Origin of the sequence: Pectobacterium parmentieri (assembly GCF_001742145.1) — a bacterium.
Classification (GTDB): Bacteria; Pseudomonadota; Gammaproteobacteria; order Enterobacterales; family Enterobacteriaceae; genus Pectobacterium; species Pectobacterium parmentieri.
On the sequence record NZ_CP015749.1, the window covers coordinates 4,270,087 to 4,287,889 of the forward strand.

Sequence of the window (17,803 nt, forward strand, 5' to 3'; positions counted from 1 at the left end):
CCGCCTCGCGTTCCGGATTTTTTTTATCTGTTTACCCTATGTTTATGTTTGATTTTCTCGCGATTTTTTTTCGTGTGTGAACTCTTGCTGACAATGCAGGTTGCATCTGTACAACCGCCGTAGAAAGAGACAGAATACCTATAAATAATCAGGTGGGAAAATAATCTGAAGGCGAAGGATTTGTGGGATGGTGTATTTTTTTAGGCAATAAATTAACTTTTTAATGGAGGAAAAATGTTAGAGATATTTGATGTAAATCACACCTTGTTGTCAGAAACGAAATCAGAAGAGCTATTTACCCTCAGAAAAGAGACGTTTAAAGATCGACTGAACTGGGCTGTGCAATGTACTGATGGGATGGAATTTGATCAGTATGATAATAATAACACAACGTATCTTTTCGGCATAAAAGACAATACTGTTATCTGTAGTTTGAGATTTATCGAAACAAAATATCCTAACATGATTACTGGAACATTTTTCCCTTACTTCAAGGAGATCAATATCCCTGAAGGGAATTATCTAGAATCTAGTCGGTTCTTTGTGGATAAATCACGAGCTAAAGATATTCTTGGCAACGAATATCCAATTAGTTCGATGTTGTTTCTGTCGATGATTAATTATTCGAGAGATAAAGGCTATGATGGGATTTATACTATAGTTAGTCACCCTATGCTGACGATATTAAAGCGTTCTGGTTGGGGGATTAGCGTGGTTGAGCAAGGTTTATCAGAAAAACAGGAAAGAGTTTATTTAGTCTTCCTTCCTGTTGATGATGAGAATCAGGAAGCTTTGGCCCGTCGTATTAATCGCAGCGGTACCTTTATAAGCAATGCATTGAAGCAGTGGCCTCTGAGGGTACCGGCCGCTATTGCACAGGTTTAATGAGTTGTAACTCAACGCCGAGCCTTATGGCATGCTTGGCATTCAGGACTCCAAGTTTTTTTACAACGTTGCCGATATGAAATTTTACCGTGCTAGTTTTTATACCGAGAATAATAGCAACTTCCAGATAGGTTTTACCCATGCTGGCCCAGTAAAGAATTTCATTTTCTCGTTGAGAGAATATTTCTTTATTATTTAATTGTTTTTTATTTCCAATCATCTCTCTGCAAAGAGAGATGATTTTTTCATAAGCTTCAATTAATAACATTTGAAAGGTGTCTTTTTTCTCTTCAATAAACTTTTCAACATCATCTGGATATGAACTGTCTACAATAATAGATAGCATGACAAGATTGTCACTATGATCGTGAAGGACAAAAGTATATCCGTTGATGATATTATATTTCTTAGAGAGGTCGAATATTTTCGCAAGCTGTAATCGTGTGTTAATGACCAGACTTTTCTCCCAAGAGAAAGGCGATATCTTATTGAATGAAGCAAGAACAACAGGATCAATGTGCTGGTAATTATTTTCTTTATAGAGATTGACCCATTCATCGGGATAACTGGAAATAATGACCATTTGTGAAGGGTTCTTTTTATTAAGAACCATAAATGAAAATCTTATGCCATCATAGTGAGCAAGGTTTTTATTGAAGTGCTTTTTGATTACCTTGCTTATTATTTCACTATTGGTGAATAATGGCGACATTTCATGACCTCAGTCTGAAGAATCAACATCCCTGTAACGGAAAAGTATATACCTACACCTCGACCTAAGTCTAATTGTTATGCGTGAGTGAAAAAACATACAATCTTACGACGTTGTTAAGAGCGTAAAGCAAAAGAAATAAACATCGCTCAGGATAAGCGTGATGATTGGCTGACATCAGGGAATGCTAATTAAGCGAGATTTATCAGTAATATAATAAAAAATAATTTTTCTTTTCTATGGCCTGTATTGTTTTACAGGCCGATCAAATTTCAATGGCATGAGTTATATCAATGTGATGTTTTCACGAGCCGCATCCACCTTGAATATTATGTATTCCTTCGCTGCACATCACACCTCGTCGATATTGTTGTATTCCCACAGCCGATTGAATTGCACATCATCCAGATTACGGGCTGAATCCACGTTACCTGCAAAAGGCCGCGCGGTAGTTGCAGCAACTCCCCAAGGTTGTTCTCTGTCATAGCTGGTGTCAATCGTACTGTCACGAATGACTAGCTGGCCGTTTGCCGTCTTGTTGGGCTGGTATCCTGTCTGCCTTGCCCCCTGATCCCAGGCGCGTCCCAGTTTGGCCTTTCTTCCCCTACTGAAGCCTTCGTCTCCCGTAAAGCGGCAACTTACCGCCAGAAAACCGTATTGCGCCCACGGCATGCTGTCAGGTGCAAAAACATGAATGTCTTTTGCGCCGCGACTGGAAACCGTGTGAAAGTGGACGCGATCGAATACTGCGGTCGCCCGGCCAAAAACATAATCGACATCACCTTCAATGTAACTGTCTTTAATGTAGGCGCGGCTGTAGCGGTCTGTGACGTACTCGTTGCGGAGGTTACTAGTATTAACGAAAAATGTATCCTGACGCCCGATCAGGCGAACCCTTTCAAGCTGTATTTTGTCGCCATCGGTGCGCAGCGCCACGGCCTGATGTGCTCGGCCATCGACTGAATCCAGCAATGCATTTACCACCGTCAGGTTCTTCATCTGTAAATTGTCACTCTGCGACCAGACCACGGCGGCACAGATAGTATCAATTGTCGCGTTTTGCTTTGATGCACAGAGATCGTACATGTACCAGGCTGGGTCACCGGGTTGATATTCACCATGTGAGTTCACTGTTTCTCGGTAGGTTGCTGGTGAAAACATCGAATCCAGCGCGAGTTGAATCACCACGTCGTTCGGTTGCTCTCCTGTGCCAAATAGCGTGAGCGGTGGCGCATCGGCAGGGATGTAGACCGCTCCAGTATAGATGCCCGGTAGTAATTTAATATCAATACACGGCCGATCCTGCTGCGCCCGTAGCGCGGCGTTGACTGCCTGTTGCACTGTACCGTGTGTTGCGCCATCCACCCCGACCTGTGGCCCGACAACCCACGGCGTAGCCGGATCGACCTCAATCGACGTAGGTTGCCAAACGTCAGTGTCAGAATGTCCATCGTGCCCACGCCGCGTAAAGTAGTGCGGGAGCGTGAAGCGATCCGCTTCCTGCTCAGAGAGGATGGGGCGGTAAGCGGTGCCGGGATAGGTTGTTTTGGTCATTGCGCTATCCTAATAAAGAAGTCAGAAGCTAATTTCCTTGATACCACGTCCAGATTTTGATCAACAGTGCCGCCGATACACTCCAGCATACGACCGCCGCGAGCAGTGCCTGTGGCAACTTCATCCATGCGGTAAAGTAATAAAGTGAGATGAGATAAGCCAGATAAGGAATGACGGACCAGATGCCAAACAGGATGGTAGTACGTAGCGCATCCAGCCCGCGTTCACTGCCAACAATGTAATGGGCGATCAGGGCGAATGTGGGAAAAAGCGGTACCAACCCGGCAATATAATAGTTTCGGCTTTTCGCCAGTACGCTGATGAGCAATACGATCAACGCGCCGATAACCGATTTGATAAACAGTGACATAAGTATGACTTCTGGCTTCATTAAGTATCGTGAATGAACAGAGAATAGCGAAAAAGTACCGGGATGGAATAGTGCGACCACACAGCTTAAGATTTCAATTCGTGGCGATTTCGTTATTCTTAGCAGCAGAATGAATAAATACTGTACGTGATAACCTGCTCAGTACAGGTAAAACGATAATGAATCTGGAAAGGATTGACGTTGAAAACGCAAAGTCATGCATTTACTCAGGGATTGGTTCCACTCAAGATTATTTCTACTGGCAGCGCGCTTCCTGCGCAGCGGGTGACCTCGGCTGAATTAGATGTGCGGCTTAATAAACCGGCAGGCTATGTCGAAAGCCGTTCAGGCATTATCTATCGTCACCATGCGGATAATCATGCCAGCCAGGCTGAACTTGGCGTGGCGGCGTTAAATGACGCGCTGACACGGGGCGTTATTCCACCCGCGTCCATCGATCTGCTGTTGTTTGCTTCCGCGATCCCGATTCAGGCGCTGCCTTACAGCGCCAGCCATTTATTAAAAGCATCATCCCTGCCGAAAGGGACGGCCTGTTTTGATATTAACAGTAGTTGCGTCAGCTTTATTTCCGCCCTTCAGGTGGCGGCTGGGCTGTTAAATACCGGAGCCTATCGGCGTATTGCCATTGTATCTACCGAACTTGCTTCACGCGGTATCGACTGGGATGACGAAGAGTCGTCGCTGATTTTTGGTGATGGTGCCGCCTGTGCCATTGTCGAACGGGGTGACGGTCGCAGCGGGATTGCGGCGTGTCTGCTGGAAACCTATCCGAAGGGCAATGAACTGTGCCAGATCCGCGCAGGTGGTACGTTGCGTAATCCGCGAGCGGGCATGGAACTGCATGATTTTCTGTTCCATATGCAGGGAAAACGGTTATTCAGGCAGGCTTCTGCTTTGATCGAGGGCTATCTGCAACGGCTACTGGACGCCAGTGGTTTCACGCTTGAGCAGATGGCGGCGGTGGTTCCGCATCAGGCCAGCCATCTGTCGCTGGAGCATATGCGTAAACGGCTGGCGATCCCGACAGAAAGATTGATTGATATTTACCGCTATCACGGTAATCAGGTGGCGGCCTCGATTCCGACAGCGCTGCACCATGCCATCGTGACGCAACGCCTGCCTGAAGGCGAGCCCGCGATGCTGGTCGGTACGGCTGCCGGGTTGACGCTGGGCGGAATGGTACTGATTCCATGAAGGTCTTCGTCACTGGCGCAACCAGCGGGTTGGGGCGTAACGCGGTGGAATGGCTGCTTCAGGCTGGGCATCAGGTGCTGGCCTGTGGGCGCGATCGCACGGTGGGGCAGCAGCTTGAAGCGTTGGGTGCGCAGTTTGCCTGCATCGATTTGGTCGAAACCTCGATAGAGCAATTTCGATCGCTGATGGCGGGTTGCAATGTGGTTTGGCACTGTGCGGCGAAATCATCGCCTTGGGGTCAATATGAGGATTTTTATCAGAATAATACTGAAGTGACGGAACGACTGGCTGAGGCTGCCGGACAGTTGGGTATTCCGCGCTTTGTCCATATCTCCACGCCGGCGATTTACTTCGATTATCAGCATCACCTGAATATTGACGAAAGCTACCGCGCGGCGCGTTTTGCCAATCACTATGCGCAGACCAAATTTCTGGCGGAAGAACGGCTCCATGCGCTGACGCCGCGCTATCCGCAAACGACTTATGTGATCCTGCGTCCGCGTGGTCTGTTCGGCCCACATGACCGCGTGATTCTGCCGCGTATTCTGGAACAGATCGCGGTGGGCGGTGGCGTGCTACGGCTCCCGCGCGGCGGCGAGGCGTTGCTGGATCTGACGTTTGTCGGCAACGTAGTAGAAGCGATGGCGCTTGCCAGCCAGCGAACGGGGTTAGTTTCTGGTTCAGCGTACAACATCACCAACCATGAACCTGCGCGGCTTGCAGACATGCTTGAGCAACTGCTGGCGGGGCAACTGGGGATGCGTTATCGCGTCAAAGCGGTGCCGTATCCGCTGCTGCATGCGGTAGCGGGGGGAATGGAGTTGTTCTCGTGGTTTAGCCGGAAAGAGCCGCTGCTGACGCGCTACAGTGCGGGCGCGGTGAATTTCGATATGACGCTCAGCGCGGAAAAAGCGCAGCAAGAGTTGGGCTATCGGCCGCGTTTCTCCCTTCAGCAGGGCATCGAGCTAACGGGTAACTGGTTCAACGCGCACCTTGCACAGAGGGATACTGACCAACATGGCTAATATTTCAACGTTTGAAGTCGGGTACTGCTTGCATCCAGGCTGCATGGCGTTGCGCGGTGCGGGGTGGAAGGTGTGCCGTTTTCCAGCACGGGTCTGGATGCTGGAAAGCCAGGGCAAGCGCTGGCTGTGGGACACCGGTTATGCGCAGCATTTCACCGACGCCACGCGTGCTGGCCTATTTCAACTGTACAGCAGAATGACGCCGGTGCATTTCGAGACGAAAGACGCGTTGGTTCACCAGCTACACGCGCAGGGTATTCAGCCTGCGGACATCGACGGCCTAATTATTTCCCACTTTCACGGCGACCACATCGCAGGGCTGCGGGATTTCCCCACTGTACCGTTCATCTGTTCGGCGCTGGGCTGGCAGCAGACGCGGAATTTGCGTGGTTTCGCGGCGTTGAAGCGGGCATTTGTACCCGCGTTGATCCCTGAACATTTTGAGCAGGTGCTCCAGTTTGTCGAAAACTTCCCGCTTACCGATCTGCCCGCCGAGCTGGCACCGTTTACGCAAGGCTATGTGCTGCCGGGGAGCGATAAAGAGATCGTGCTAGTGCCGCTGCCCGGCCATGCCGCCGGACACCTCGGTGCGTTTGTGTTGACCGAAACTGGCTGGGTGCTGTTGGCAAGCGATGCCGCCTGGTCGCCGCACAGCTATCGTGAAGGTCGTGGGCCGTCGCGGTTGGCGAATCTGGTGATGGACGATCCACAAGCCTATTACCAAACGTTAGACCAGCTACATCAGTTGCATCTGAACGGGCAGGTTGAGATTCGGCTGTGTCACGAGGGCGACTTATGATTCCGCTGATGACGATCTGGCACTATTTACGTGCCAGACGCCTGCGTTTTACTACTCGTCAGGCGCTCGAACGCCATCAGCAGCGACAGCTTTCTCGTTTTGCGCGCCAGGTGCTGGCGCGTAGCCCCCATTTCCGTCCGTACTGCCATCTCCCCATTACCTCCTGGCCGATGATGGATAAAGCCGTGATGATGGCCGAATTCGATCGGATGAATACCGCCGGGCTTAAGCGGGATGAACTGCTTACCTGCGCGCGTCGCAGTGAGGACGATCGCGACTTCACGCCGAGTGTAAACGGGTTCAGCGTCGGGCTGTCGTCCGGCACCTCTGGTCAGCGCGGGTTGTTTGTCGTCAGCCCGCGCGAACAGCAGATTTGGGCCGGAGGTATGCTGGCAAAAATGCTGCCGGACGGTTTACGCGCCGGTGAACGGGTGGCGTTGTTCCTGCGGGCGGATAACAATCTGTATCACAGCGTCGATAACCGCTGGCTCAGCCTGTCGTTTTACGATCTCTTCGCGCCGTTTGCCGAACATTTCTCACGTCTGGCAGCATGGTCGCCGTCGATTATCGTCGCACCCGCGCAGGTGCTGCGCGAGCTGGCGCTGGCGGTACAGCGCGGTGAGCTGCGTCTGTCGGTCAAGAAGGTCATTTCCGTGGCCGAGGTATTGGAGCCGCAGGATAAGCAACTGTTGCAGCAGGTGTTCGGGCAGGTGGGGGAAGTGTATCAGGCAACGGAAGGCTTTCTGGCCTCGACCTGCGAGCACGGCACGCTACACCTCAACGAAGAATTTATTCACATCGAGCCACAGTGGCTGGATGACGAACGCTTTACGCCCGTGATTACCGATTTCACTCGCAGCACGCAGCCGATTGTGCGCTATCGGCTGGACGATGTATTGGTGAAGCAAAAATCGCTCTGCGCGTGTGGCCGGGTGACGATGGCGATAGCCCGTATCGAAGGGCGTAGCGATGACAGTCTACGATTGCCGGATAACCTCGGGGAACCTCAGACCGTCTTTGCGGATTTCTGTAGCCGGGTGATCGCCAATGCGCTGCCGTTGCATGCTGATTATCGGCTGATACAGCAGGGTGACGCGACGCTGCATTTATCCGCTGCGTGTAGCCTGTCGGAGCTGGAAGCCTGTCGGGACAGTTTGTCGCAGCAGTTTGCATTGCAGGGCATTGATGCGTCGCGGCTACGGTGGCGGTTAAGCGCTGGTGAGATCGCGCCAGAATTTACGCAAAAGCGCAGACGTATTACCCGCCTGAAAGAGGAAGCATGATGCGATTTCCTCAAACAACGATGCTATTGCGGCTGAAAGCGCTGCTCTTCGGCTGGGGATCGGTCGGGGTGGTGTATCAATTGAGTGCGCAGTTTCAAGGGCAGGGAACGGTGTTACCGCCCTCGATGGTTGATGAATGGATCCCCTTTAGCCCCTCGGCTATCTGGCTGTATCTCTCCTTTTTCATCATCATCCCGCTGTCTTACTTATCTTGTCCGATTACGCGCTTGGCTGGATTACGTCGGGCAACGCAGCTTACTGCGTTGATTGCGGGCGCGGTGTACCTGATTTTTCCGACGACGATGGTGTACCCGCAAGTTGTCGGGGACGATCTCTCCGCCCGTCTGTTACAGCTTTTACAACGTATCGATTCGCCGCAAAACTGCCTGCCGTCGCTGCACATTGCACTAACGGTTCTGGCGGTGTGGGCGATGAGCGATAGCCAGCAGAAGGTGAAAACGGGCTTGTATCTTCTATGGGGTGCGGCGATTGCCTTTTCCATCCTGCAACTGCGCCGACATCTGTTCATCGATTTGGTGACTGGGGCAATGCTGGCGGGAATCGTCGGATGGATCTTTTTGCGTAGCCGAGAGGCAGTGAAGGCCATTTCTCCACCGGTTCCGCTGCCTAACAATAAGCGCCATCAGGAATGACATCATGATTGATTTGGCATTACCCATCGTCTTCATGCTGGTCGTGGTGATTGGCGAAGCGCTGGTTTTACAGTGGATGCAGCGTGAGAAAGTGAACTGGCATGACGTGGTGTTCAACCTGAATTCAGGGCATATCATGCTGTGGCTCTTTCGCAGCGTGGAAATTTTTTGCTATGGCTATGTCGCGGCGCATTTCAGTTTCGGCTGGGTGGAAACCTGGCCGCCGGTGCTGATGTGGCTGTTCGCGATACTCGCCTGGGATTTCGGTTTTTATTGGCTACACCGCCTGCACCATACCTTCGGCGTGCTGTGGGCGGTGCATGTGGTTCATCATCAGGGTGAACATTTCAATCTGTCACTGGGCGTGCGTAACTCGTGGTATTCCTCACTGACTTCAATTCCGTTTTTCCTGATTTTGGCGCTGCTCGGCGTTCCGCTATATGTGTTCGTTACGGTTTCTATCCTGCATTACAGCGTCCAACTCTTTAACCATAACGCGATGACACCCAAACTGGGCTGGCTGGAAAAGGTGTTGGTCACGCCAGCACACCATCGCGTACACCACGTGAACGACCGCGCTTACGCCGATAAGAACTTTGGCGGCACCTTTATTTTCTGGGACAAACTGTTCGGCAGCTTTTGCCCGCAACTGCCCGACACGCCTTTCCGCTATGGCGCAGGCAGGGAAATACCATCGGAAAACCCGTTTTGGGCCAGTAACCTGCCTTTTATGCAGTATCTGAAACTGCCGGTGCGCCGCACTCATCAGGCGACGTTTCACTGTACGCCGATAGCGTTGCTAGCTGGGGCGATGCTGCTATTTGCGCTGGTGGTGGGTTACGTCTATCTGTATGGCTACGGCTATGACTCAGCCAACCTGTCGCAGGCGGCGCTCTTCCTGCTGCTGGTGGCGGGTGCGGTCGCACTGGGCGGTATTTCCGAAGGACGACGGTGGGGCATTTATGTCTGGCTGTTGGTAGTTCTGCTATTTCCTGTCGTGTTCCTTGTTTATTTGTCTTGGGAAGCACTCTATTGGAAAATCGCTATGCTGATGTTGGCACTACACGGGCTGGCGCTGACGGCTGGCTGGGGTCGACGCCCCCTTACAGAGGAACATGAAAATGACTAGCGTGCTTCCTGCCAAACCGTATCCCGCGAAGGGTGAACAGGCTTTTCATCGGGCATTACAGCGGGAAACATCGGCCTATCTTCGTGCGAATCACGATCATCGCTTTGCCGATCGCGGCCAGTTTATTAAGGCTGGATTACTCTTTTTAGGTTGCATCGTTTGTTATGCCTTAAGCTTGATGCAGCAGACTGCATGGGCGTTCTTCCTGAGCTATTTCTCTTTCATCATGCTGTCGATGGTATTGAATATCATCGTTAATCATGACGCCTCCCATAATACGTTTTTCCGCAATCGAACATTGAATCGTGTGGTCGGGCGCATAGTGACGTTGCCATTAGGTATCGATCCTGACTATTGGCGTTTGCGTCATGTGGACTTCCACCATCTTTATCCGAATGTGGAGCATTACGATCTGGATACGGAAGAGAACGGGATTTTCCGCCAAACGCCTTTCCAGCGCCACCGTTCCTACATGCGCTATCAGCATCTTTACTGGCCGCTGGTGGCCGCGTTTTCGCTCCCCTATATCGCCTGGATTTTTGACTGGGCCGATCGTTTGGGTAACACGCCCGTCAACGCCCACACCGCGCAATCAGGCCGTGGTGGATGGTTGATTTTTATCGCCAGTAAAGTCGGGCATCTCCTGCTGTTACTGGTGATCCCCATTATGGTGGGGGCGGCACACGGCATTAGTCCCGGCATCGTGCTGCTAAGTTATTTGCTGGGCCAGATGTTGGCCTCGTTGTTGGTGGTCTTTTTACTGCTGGGCACGCACTGGGCGGAGGCTGAGTTTTATGCCGTTGCTGATGCAGAGGCCATGCCTCAAGGCTGGTATCAGCACAACTTTGCCACCGCCTGTGACTGGTTGCCGACACCGCGCTGGCTCGAACACTGGACGGGAGGGCTGCATTTACACCTGACGCATCATCTTTTTCCCGGATGGCATCACCGGCATTATCCCGCGCTCGCCGCTATTTTACGGCGCGTTGCCGCCGAGCATGGTATGAACTATCGCTGTATTACCTATCGTGAGCTACTGTCTAGCCAGCGTCGGTTTTTAAAATCGATGGGCGAAGGTAACGATCGGCGTACTGCGCCACATACCGCAGAACATCAATCAGAGGAAGAATGATGCTCGCACCGTTGAAGCCACTACGCTATGAACAAGGTCGCGATCTGGCGTTGCATCGGGCGCTGATGAAGGCCGCGAATGACTATCTGGCAGAGACGGGCGATCACCGTTTTGCCAATGCGGGGTTTATCGGCAAGATGCTGTTTCTGGTGACGTTGTGTCTGACGTTTTATGGTTTCAGCCTCCAGCAGACGACGCTATGGGGTTTTGCTGGCTGCTATTTTGCCTTTATTTTTACCGCTATGTTTCTGGCGGTGAACGTGGTGCATGACGCTTCGCATAACGTCTTTTTCCGCCTGCCGTGGGCGAATCGCCTGCTCAATATCGTGGTGAGTATTCCACTTGGTATGGATTCCGACTGCTGGCGCGTGCGGCATGTGATTTTTCATCATGCACACGTGAATGTGCAGCACTACGATCTGGATATCGAAGAAAATGGCGTCTTGCGGCAGTCACCCTACCATCGGTTTCGCTTTTTTATGCGCGCTCAGCGCTACTACTGGCCGATGGTGGCGTCGTTGACCTTCCCTTGCATCATCTGGTTTTTTGACTGGATCGATCGCGCGGGGAAAACGCAGGTAACGCGGAATATGACGCTTCAGGGCGTGAAGGGCTGGGGTATTTTCTTGTTATCAAAAGCGTTACATACCCTGCTGGCGCTGGCGATCCCCTATTGGCTGTTGTCTCCGTCTCCCATCAGCGTCGGCTCGCTGCTGCTGGTTTATCTGCTGAGCCAGATGCTGTCATCGTTGATTTTTGTCGTCCTCATTTTGGGGTCACATTGGGCAAAAGGGACGTTCTATCAGGCACCGGAAGACGGCCTATTCAAGCATGGTCGCTACCAGCACGTCTTTTCCACCACGGTAGATTGGTCTACCCGACCTGCATGGCTGGGTTACTGGCTGGGGCAGCTTAATATGCACCTGACTCACCATATTTTCCCCAACTGGAATCACCGGCACTATCCCGCGCTATCGAAAATTATTGCGGATGTTGCCCCGCGTCATGGCATTGAGTATCAATGCATTACGTTGAAAATGATTTTGGTTGAGCAGCAGCGCTTTCTTAAAAAAATGGGAACAGGACGCTAAAAATAGCCTGTTATCCATTTTTATCAATCTGTTAGATTTTTATCTGTATTCAAGGAGCGATACTTCATGCGTTATTTATCTCTGGCCGTTTCATCCCTGCTGTTCTTTTTCACCTCGTCCGTCTGGGCGATGGATTGCAGCAAGGCCAGCACAGACACCGAGAAAATGATTTGCGCCAGTAGCCGCTTACAGCAGCTCGATGCGGTATTAAATCAGGCGTATCAGGGTTACGTAAAAAAGGCAGACAAAGCGCAGGCACGTCAGGATCAGCGTGCGTGGCTGACCGAACGTGACCGCTGTAAGGATGACGTTTGTCTGGGGGATGAGATGATTTCCCGTATTCAGGCGCTTTCCGGTAGTGAAAATATCTCCCTGATTACACAGGCATCAGGCCAGTGGGACTTCGTGCTCAGCGTCGCGACGTGCAATCTTGATTCCTCTTATTCAACCTGCGAAGGCCCCGGTACGCTGGATATTTTTAAGAAAGGACGTGGCGATCTGTTCCAGCGTATCACGATGGAAAACGTGTTCATTGAGCTGAACAGTAAGGGTGAAGTGACGACGAATTTGGTTGAAGTCTACGGTGAGAACAACAGCGGGCTGGTGATTGATGACGCTAACTTCGATCATCATGCGGATATCATGCTGCGCAACGGGAATAACGGGGCTTACGGCGGGCCGTCTTACGATGTGTACCTGTTCGATGTGGAAAAGCAGCAGTTCACCCAGAATGCGTCGCTGACTGAATTAGCCAGCTCCAACCTCGGCCTGTTCGGTATCGATGAGAAAAGTAAGACCCTCACGACGTTTACCAAAAGCGGCTGCTGCTGGCACCAATGGTCCACCTACCAGATTGCCAATAATAAACCAGTCCTGATTGTTGAAACCACGGAAGCCTATTCTGAAGAAAAGCAGGCAATGGTAGCCACAACCCGTGAGCTGGTGGGCGGCAAGTGGAAAGTGAAAGAAGAGATAGTGAAAATCGACGAACAGTAAGATTTCCCTGCCTTAAAGACAGACGCCGTAGATGAATACGGCGTCTGCTACCGCCTCGTTCATCCCCACACTGCCATTATTCCCCAGCGTTCTCCGATACTTTGCAAAAGTGTTACGTCAGGCGTTCTCAGCATGACTTTTTTGCCACTTGCTAGACTGAGATGGCAGCCATGAAAAGGTAAATGCAGTGCAGAACGCGCAGCATGGCAAAACTTCACAAAAAAGACGTGTTTTTTTAACAACTCCTTTATGCGTTGTATTCCCTTACCCTACTTTGGAGACGCCTTATATGAGCATCACCCAGAAACGTATGTACATCAACGGTGAGTTTGTTGAAAACAGAAGCGGGAAGTGGATTGATGTGGTGAACCCGGCCACAGAACAGGTTATTTCACAGATCCCAGAAGGCTCGGCTGACGATGCAAAAAGAGCGATTGATGCAGCAGAAGCCGCACAGCCGGGCTGGGAAGCACTGCCTGCGGTTGAACGCGGCGTCTGGTTACACAAAATAGCTGCCGGTATTCGCGAGCGTGAAGCTGAACTGACCGATACCATTATTGCGGAAGGCGGTAAAACCCACGGTCTGGCGCAGACGGAAGTGTTGTTCACCGCCGACTACCTCGACTACATGGCAGAGTGGGCGCGCCGTTACGAAGGCGAAATCATTCAGAGCGACCGCCCGAATGAAAACATCTTTGTCTTCCGCAAAGCGATTGGCGTCACGACCGGTATTCTACCGTGGAACTTTCCTTTCTTCCTGATTGCGCGTAAGGCCGCACCTGCGCTGATCACCGGCAACACCATCGTTATCAAACCGAGTGAGATCACACCGAATAATGCGGTGATTTTCGCCGAAATCATTCACAAAATTGGCCTGCCGAAAGGCGTCATCAATTTTGTTACCGGCTACGGCCCGACGGTCGGGCAAGAGCTTGCCGCTAACCCGAAAGTTGGCATGGTCAGCTTGACCGGCAGCGTGGCGGCGGGGATCGCGACGATGACGGCGGCGGCGCAGAACGTCACGAAGGTGTCGCTGGAACTGGGCGGTAAAGCGCCTGCCATCGTGATGGATGACGCCGATCTCGATCTGGCCGTTAAAGCGATTGTCAGCTCCCGCGTGATTAACAGCGGGCAGGTGTGTAACTGCGCCGAGCGTGTGTACGTGCAGAAAGGCATTTACGACGAGTTTATTTCCCGTATTAAAGCTGCGATGGAGCAGGTGACCTTCGGCAATACGGCGGAGAAAAAGGCGTTGGATATGGGGCCGCTAATCAGTGCAGCGGCGCTACAGCGTGTGGAGAATAAAGTCGCCAAAGCGGTATCGCAGGGCGCGAAAGTGCTGCTTGGCGGCAAGCGCGAAAGCGGCACGGGCTATTTCTATCCGCCAACGCTGCTGGTGAACATCAAACAGGAGATGCCGATCATGCACGAAGAAGTGTTTGGTCCGGTGCTGCCGGTAGCAACCTTCGACACGCTGGAAGACGCGATTGCGATGGCGAACGACAGTGAATATGGCCTGACGTCGTCGATCTATACTCAAAATATCAACACGGCAATGAAGGCGTTGAAAGGGCTGAAGTTCGGCGAAACCTACATTAACCGCGAAAACTTCGAAGCGATGCAGGGGTTCCATGCGGGCTGGCGTAAATCCGGTGTGGGTGGGGCGGACGGCAAACACGGCTTGCAGGAATACCTGCAAACGCATGTTGCGTACCTGCAATTTCACTAAAGGTAATGATGCTTGCCTAAGCATGGATTTAGGAGGAAACACGGTGATGAGGTTCCCGCAGGGATACCTCGCACCGTGGTAGCCCCCGGAATCTCGCTCTTTAAACGATCGGCATTAGCTCCAGTGACGGTTATTCCACTTACCGTAACAGCGGCACCAACCAGAAGAAGGATGGGAAAGGACGATGATCATCTCTGCTTCAACGGACTACCGGGCGGCGGCGCAGCGTAGACTGCCGCCGTTTCTTTTTCACTATATTGACGGCGGGGCGTACAACGAGCACACGCTCAGGCGCAATACCGCCGATCTGGCGGATATCGCGCTGCGTCAGCGCATCCTGAAAAATATGTCTGACCTGAGTCTGGAGACGCAGTTGTTCGGTGAAAAGCTGGCGATGCCGGTGGTGCTGGCTCCCGTTGGCCTGACCGGGATGTATGCCAGACGTGGCGAAGTGCAGGCTGCTCGTGCGGCTGCACAGAAAGGGATTCCGTTTACCTTATCCACTGTTTCAGTCTGCCCGATTGAGGAAGTTGCACCCGCTATCGATCGCCCGATGTGGTTCCAGCTCTACGTGTTAAAAGATCGCGGCTTTATGCGTAATGCGCTGGAACGTGCACAGGCGGCGGGGGTGAAGACGCTGGTATTTACCGTAGATATGCCGACGCCGGGGGCGCGCTATCGCGATGCGCATTCTGGCATGAGTGGGCCGAATGCGGCGGCGCGGCGTATGTTACAGGCCGTGACTCATCCACACTGGGCGTGGGATGTTGGTCTTAACGGTAAGCCGCACGATTTGGGGAATGTTTCTGTCTATCGCGGCACGCCGACGACGCTTGAAAACTACATCGGCTGGCTGGCGGAGAATTTCGATCCTTCTATTTCGTGGCAGGACTTGGCGTGGATCCGTGAGCTGTGGAAAGGGCCGATGATCATTAAAGGTATCCTCGACCCGGAAGATGCCAAAGAGGCGGTGAGGTTCGGCGCAGACGGGATTGTGGTTTCCAATCATGGTGGTCGTCAGTTGGACGGCGTGCTGTCGACGGCACGTGCGCTGCCAGCAATAGCCGATGCGGTAAAAGGCGATATCACCATTCTGGCGGATTCCGGTATTCGTACCGGGCTAGATGTGGTGCGCATGATTGCGCTGGGTGCGGATGGCGTGATGCTCGGGCGTGCGTTTGTCTACGCACTGGCGGCGGCAGGTGAAGCGGGCGTGGTTAACCTGCTGAACCTGATCGAAAAAGAGATGCGTGTGGCGATGACGCTCACGGGTGCCAAATCTATTGCCGACATTACCGCAGATTCTCTGGTGCAGGCGACCCTACGGCGATTGGATGGCCTGTAAGCACAAATCAGGCGGCGAGAGCGATCCTCTCGCTGTGTTTCCTGATGGTTTTTGAACCTTCCCCTAAACGTTGATAACCTTTACGCGATAAGACCGCATCGGGGATCAGTGAATGGGTGGACGAATCATCGCCGTGGTGGATTACGATCCACTGTGGGCGACGAATTACGCAACGGCGGCAAAGGCGCTAGCGCAGGCACTCGGCGAGGTTGCGGTGAGAGTACATCATATCGGCAGCACGGCCGTGCCGGGGTTACCTGCTAAAGCGGTGATTGATATGCTGCTTGAGGTGGTTTCGCTGTCCGATCTGGATCGGTTAGATCACGTCATGGTCGATTTGGGCTATCGTCCGCGCGGCGAAAATGGCATGGCGGGACGTCGTTACTACACCAAGGGTGGCGACGCGCGTACTCATCATCTTCACGCTTTTGTGGTGGGTGACGCGCACATTCAGCGGCATCTGGCTTTTCGTGATTATCTGCGGGCCAATCCTGCCGTGTGTGCGGAATACGCGGCAATAAAGCGCGCCGCCGCACTGGCATGTGACAACGATGCCGCGGTGTATAGTCAGTTAAAAAATGACTTTATCGGTATACATGACGTGAGCATATAGCTATTTCCTCAGCGTTATGCGCTTTTTCCTGTATTGCAAACGCCCCACTTCGTTCTATATTTCGGGGGTAGATTGAACGAAGGGGAAATCGTTGTGAATATTAAAGGGCTTACGAAGGGATTCTTCATCCTGATCCTATTTGCCGTCACGCTGGCGTTTTTTGACATACTCGCGCCGTATTATTCTGCCATTTTATGGGCGGCAGTATTGGCTATTATCTTCCATCCGCTGAAAAGCAAGATTCGGCAAAAACTGAATGACCGCAACGGCATTGCCTCGCTGTTGACTGTCCTGATTATCTTCCTGATCGTCTTCATTCCATTGGGGATCATTGTTTCTTCGCTGGTGGTGGAAATTAACGGGGTTTACACCCGATTGCAGGACAGTAATACGCAATTCCCTGTTGTTCTGGCGGAGCTGTTGCAGCATCTGCCCAAATGGGCACGACATTTCCTGACGGAACACAATCTGGATAACGCCGCCAAAATACAGCAAGAGCTTTCTCAGGTGGCGCTGAAAGGCGGGCAATATCTGGCAGGGAGTGTGCTCCTGATCGGCAAAGGAACATTCACCTTCTTCATTGGCTTTGGGGTGATGCTCTACCTGCTCTTTTTCCTTCTGAAAGACGGTTCCTATCTGGTGAACCTGATTCTGGAATCGTTGCCGCTTTCCACCCACGTTAAACATCACCTGCTGGTGAAATTTGCTGCCGTATCGCGGGCGACGGTGAAAGGCACCGCAGTCGTGGCGATTGTGCAGGGAACGCTGGGCGGCATTGCGTTCTCTATCGCGGGGATAGAAGGTAGCTTGCTGTGGGGATCGCTGATGGCCTTCCTGTCGCTGATTCCTGCCGTGGGTTCGGCGATTATCTGGGTGCCTGCCGCCGTCTTCCTGTTCGCTACAGATATGCTCTGGCAAGCCATCTTCATTGTTGCGTTCTTCGTGCTGGTGATTGGGCTGGTGGATAACATTCTGCGTCCGCTGCTGGTGGGGAAAGACACCAAAATGCCGGACTACCTGATTCTGATCGCCACGCTGGGCGGCATGGAAATCTACGGTATCAATGGTTTTGTGATTGGTCCACTGATTGCTGCGCTGTTCATCGCCTGCTGGAACATTCTGTCTGGGCGTGATAATCAGGAAAATATTGAAGGTATCGATGAAGATTTTATCGAAGAAGGGCGTCAGCACCCGAATGTGACAAAACCGGAAGAGAGCGAGGTGCTAGCAGGTCAGGCCGCTGAACGTAAGACCACGGAGTAAACGAGTTGC

17 protein-coding genes are annotated in these 17,803 nt (G+C 52.2%); 14 read left to right on the plus strand and 3 right to left on the minus strand.

What is annotated here, in order from left to right; all coding sequences use genetic code 11:
- The first annotated feature begins 234 nt into the window (after positions 1 to 234).
- Complete coding sequence (carI, locus tag A8F97_RS19320; RefSeq protein ID WP_033072443.1) at positions 235 to 885, plus strand: acyl-homoserine-lactone synthase CarI; 651 nt, start codon at positions 235 to 237, stop codon at positions 883 to 885.
- Here carI and A8F97_RS19325 read toward each other — a convergent pair.
- The 3 genes from A8F97_RS19325 to A8F97_RS19335 form a co-directional block, all read right to left on the minus strand.
- Positions 869 to 1,597, minus strand: coding sequence for a helix-turn-helix transcriptional regulator (locus A8F97_RS19325; protein WP_033072444.1), 729 nt, complete (start codon positions 1,595 to 1,597; stop codon positions 869 to 871). The genes carI and A8F97_RS19325 overlap by 17 nt on opposite strands.
- Before the next feature lie 351 nt (positions 1,598 to 1,948).
- Positions 1,949 to 3,151: a pectinesterase PemB gene (gene pemB, locus A8F97_RS19330; RefSeq protein WP_033072445.1), complete on the minus strand. Its 1,203-nt coding sequence runs from the start codon at positions 3,149 to 3,151 to the stop codon at positions 1,949 to 1,951.
- A gap of 28 nt (positions 3,152 to 3,179) precedes the next feature.
- A complete protein-coding gene (locus A8F97_RS19335; RefSeq protein WP_005968046.1) occupies positions 3,180 to 3,521 on the minus strand; it encodes a GlpM family protein in 342 nt (113 codons plus the stop codon).
- Between the two features lie 201 nt (positions 3,522 to 3,722).
- Here A8F97_RS19335 and A8F97_RS19340 point away from each other — a divergent pair, with 201 nt between their 5' ends.
- The 13 genes from A8F97_RS19340 (at position 3,723) to A8F97_RS19400 (ending at position 17,794) form a co-directional block, all read left to right on the plus strand.
- Positions 3,723 to 4,736 (plus strand): 3-oxoacyl-[acyl-carrier-protein] synthase III C-terminal domain-containing protein, encoded by a 1,014-nt coding sequence (locus A8F97_RS19340; RefSeq protein WP_033072446.1) that lies wholly within the window; start codon positions 3,723 to 3,725, stop codon positions 4,734 to 4,736.
- Positions 4,733 to 5,761 (plus strand): NAD-dependent epimerase/dehydratase family protein, encoded by a 1,029-nt coding sequence (locus A8F97_RS19345; RefSeq protein ID WP_015731515.1) that lies wholly within the window; start codon positions 4,733 to 4,735, stop codon positions 5,759 to 5,761. Before A8F97_RS19340 ends, A8F97_RS19345 begins: the two co-directional genes overlap by 4 nt.
- Positions 5,754 to 6,560, plus strand: a complete 807-nt coding sequence (locus A8F97_RS19350; RefSeq protein ID WP_033072447.1) for an MBL fold metallo-hydrolase — start codon at positions 5,754 to 5,756, stop codon at positions 6,558 to 6,560. Before A8F97_RS19345 ends, A8F97_RS19350 begins: the two co-directional genes overlap by 8 nt.
- Entirely contained in the window at positions 6,557 to 7,843 is a 1,287-nt protein-coding gene (locus A8F97_RS19355) for a F390 synthetase-related protein (RefSeq protein ID WP_033072448.1), read from the plus strand. Before A8F97_RS19350 ends, A8F97_RS19355 begins: the two co-directional genes overlap by 4 nt.
- Positions 7,843 to 8,496, plus strand: coding sequence for a phosphatase PAP2 family protein (locus A8F97_RS19360; protein ID WP_014702018.1), 654 nt, complete (start codon positions 7,843 to 7,845; stop codon positions 8,494 to 8,496). Before A8F97_RS19355 ends, A8F97_RS19360 begins: the two co-directional genes overlap by 1 nt.
- A 4-nt stretch (positions 8,497 to 8,500) precedes the next feature.
- A complete protein-coding gene (locus A8F97_RS19365) occupies positions 8,501 to 9,625 on the plus strand; it encodes a sterol desaturase family protein (RefSeq protein WP_033072450.1) in 1,125 nt (374 codons plus the stop codon).
- Positions 9,618 to 10,757: a fatty acid desaturase family protein gene (locus A8F97_RS19370; protein WP_033072451.1), complete on the plus strand. Its 1,140-nt coding sequence runs from the start codon at positions 9,618 to 9,620 to the stop codon at positions 10,755 to 10,757. Before A8F97_RS19365 ends, A8F97_RS19370 begins: the two co-directional genes overlap by 8 nt.
- Positions 10,757 to 11,848 (plus strand): fatty acid desaturase family protein, encoded by a 1,092-nt coding sequence (locus tag A8F97_RS19375; RefSeq protein WP_014702015.1) that lies wholly within the window; start codon positions 10,757 to 10,759, stop codon positions 11,846 to 11,848. Before A8F97_RS19370 ends, A8F97_RS19375 begins: the two co-directional genes overlap by 1 nt.
- A gap of 66 nt (positions 11,849 to 11,914) precedes the next feature.
- The gene (locus tag A8F97_RS19380; protein ID WP_033072452.1) at positions 11,915 to 12,844 is read left to right on the plus strand and encodes a lysozyme inhibitor LprI family protein; all 930 of its coding nucleotides are present in this window, start codon (positions 11,915 to 11,917) and stop codon (positions 12,842 to 12,844) included.
- A 289-nt stretch (positions 12,845 to 13,133) separates the two neighbouring features.
- Positions 13,134 to 14,573, plus strand: coding sequence for an aldehyde dehydrogenase (gene aldA / locus A8F97_RS19385; RefSeq protein WP_033072453.1), 1,440 nt, complete (start codon positions 13,134 to 13,136; stop codon positions 14,571 to 14,573).
- A 184-nt stretch (positions 14,574 to 14,757) separates the two neighbouring features.
- A complete protein-coding gene (gene lldD / locus A8F97_RS19390) occupies positions 14,758 to 15,918 on the plus strand; it encodes an FMN-dependent L-lactate dehydrogenase LldD (RefSeq protein WP_033072454.1) in 1,161 nt (386 codons plus the stop codon).
- Positions 15,919 to 16,030: 112 nt separating this feature from the next.
- A complete protein-coding gene (locus tag A8F97_RS19395; protein WP_014702011.1) occupies positions 16,031 to 16,531 on the plus strand; it encodes a GrpB family protein in 501 nt (166 codons plus the stop codon).
- 93 nt (positions 16,532 to 16,624) lie between these two features.
- Positions 16,625 to 17,794, plus strand: a complete 1,170-nt coding sequence (locus tag A8F97_RS19400; RefSeq protein ID WP_014702010.1) for an AI-2E family transporter — start codon at positions 16,625 to 16,627, stop codon at positions 17,792 to 17,794.
- Positions 17,795 to 17,803: the final 9 nt, after the last annotated feature.

Coding starts and splice junctions, on each gene's coding strand:
- carI (WP_033072443.1), top strand. CDS start 235: ATGTTAGAGATATTTGATGTAAATCACACCTTGTTGTCAGAAACGAAA.
- A8F97_RS19325 (WP_033072444.1), bottom strand. CDS start 1,597: ATGTCGCCATTATTCACCAATAGTGAAATAATAAGCAAGGTAATCAAA.
- pemB (WP_033072445.1), bottom strand. CDS start 3,151: ATGACCAAAACAACCTATCCCGGCACCGCTTACCGCCCCATCCTCTCT.
- A8F97_RS19335 (WP_005968046.1), bottom strand. CDS start 3,521: ATGTCACTGTTTATCAAATCGGTTATCGGCGCGTTGATCGTATTGCTC.
- A8F97_RS19345 (WP_015731515.1), top strand. CDS start 4,733: ATGAAGGTCTTCGTCACTGGCGCAACCAGCGGGTTGGGGCGTAACGCG.
- A8F97_RS19350 (WP_033072447.1), top strand. CDS start 5,754: ATGGCTAATATTTCAACGTTTGAAGTCGGGTACTGCTTGCATCCAGGC.
- A8F97_RS19355 (WP_033072448.1), top strand. CDS start 6,557: ATGATTCCGCTGATGACGATCTGGCACTATTTACGTGCCAGACGCCTG.
- A8F97_RS19360 (WP_014702018.1), top strand. CDS start 7,843: ATGCGATTTCCTCAAACAACGATGCTATTGCGGCTGAAAGCGCTGCTC.
- A8F97_RS19365 (WP_033072450.1), top strand. CDS start 8,501: ATGATTGATTTGGCATTACCCATCGTCTTCATGCTGGTCGTGGTGATT.
- A8F97_RS19370 (WP_033072451.1), top strand. CDS start 9,618: ATGACTAGCGTGCTTCCTGCCAAACCGTATCCCGCGAAGGGTGAACAG.
- A8F97_RS19375 (WP_014702015.1), top strand. CDS start 10,757: ATGCTCGCACCGTTGAAGCCACTACGCTATGAACAAGGTCGCGATCTG.
- A8F97_RS19380 (WP_033072452.1), top strand. CDS start 11,915: ATGCGTTATTTATCTCTGGCCGTTTCATCCCTGCTGTTCTTTTTCACC.
- aldA (WP_033072453.1), top strand. CDS start 13,134: ATGAGCATCACCCAGAAACGTATGTACATCAACGGTGAGTTTGTTGAA.
- lldD (WP_033072454.1), top strand. CDS start 14,758: ATGATCATCTCTGCTTCAACGGACTACCGGGCGGCGGCGCAGCGTAGA.
- A8F97_RS19395 (WP_014702011.1), top strand. CDS start 16,031: ATGGGTGGACGAATCATCGCCGTGGTGGATTACGATCCACTGTGGGCG.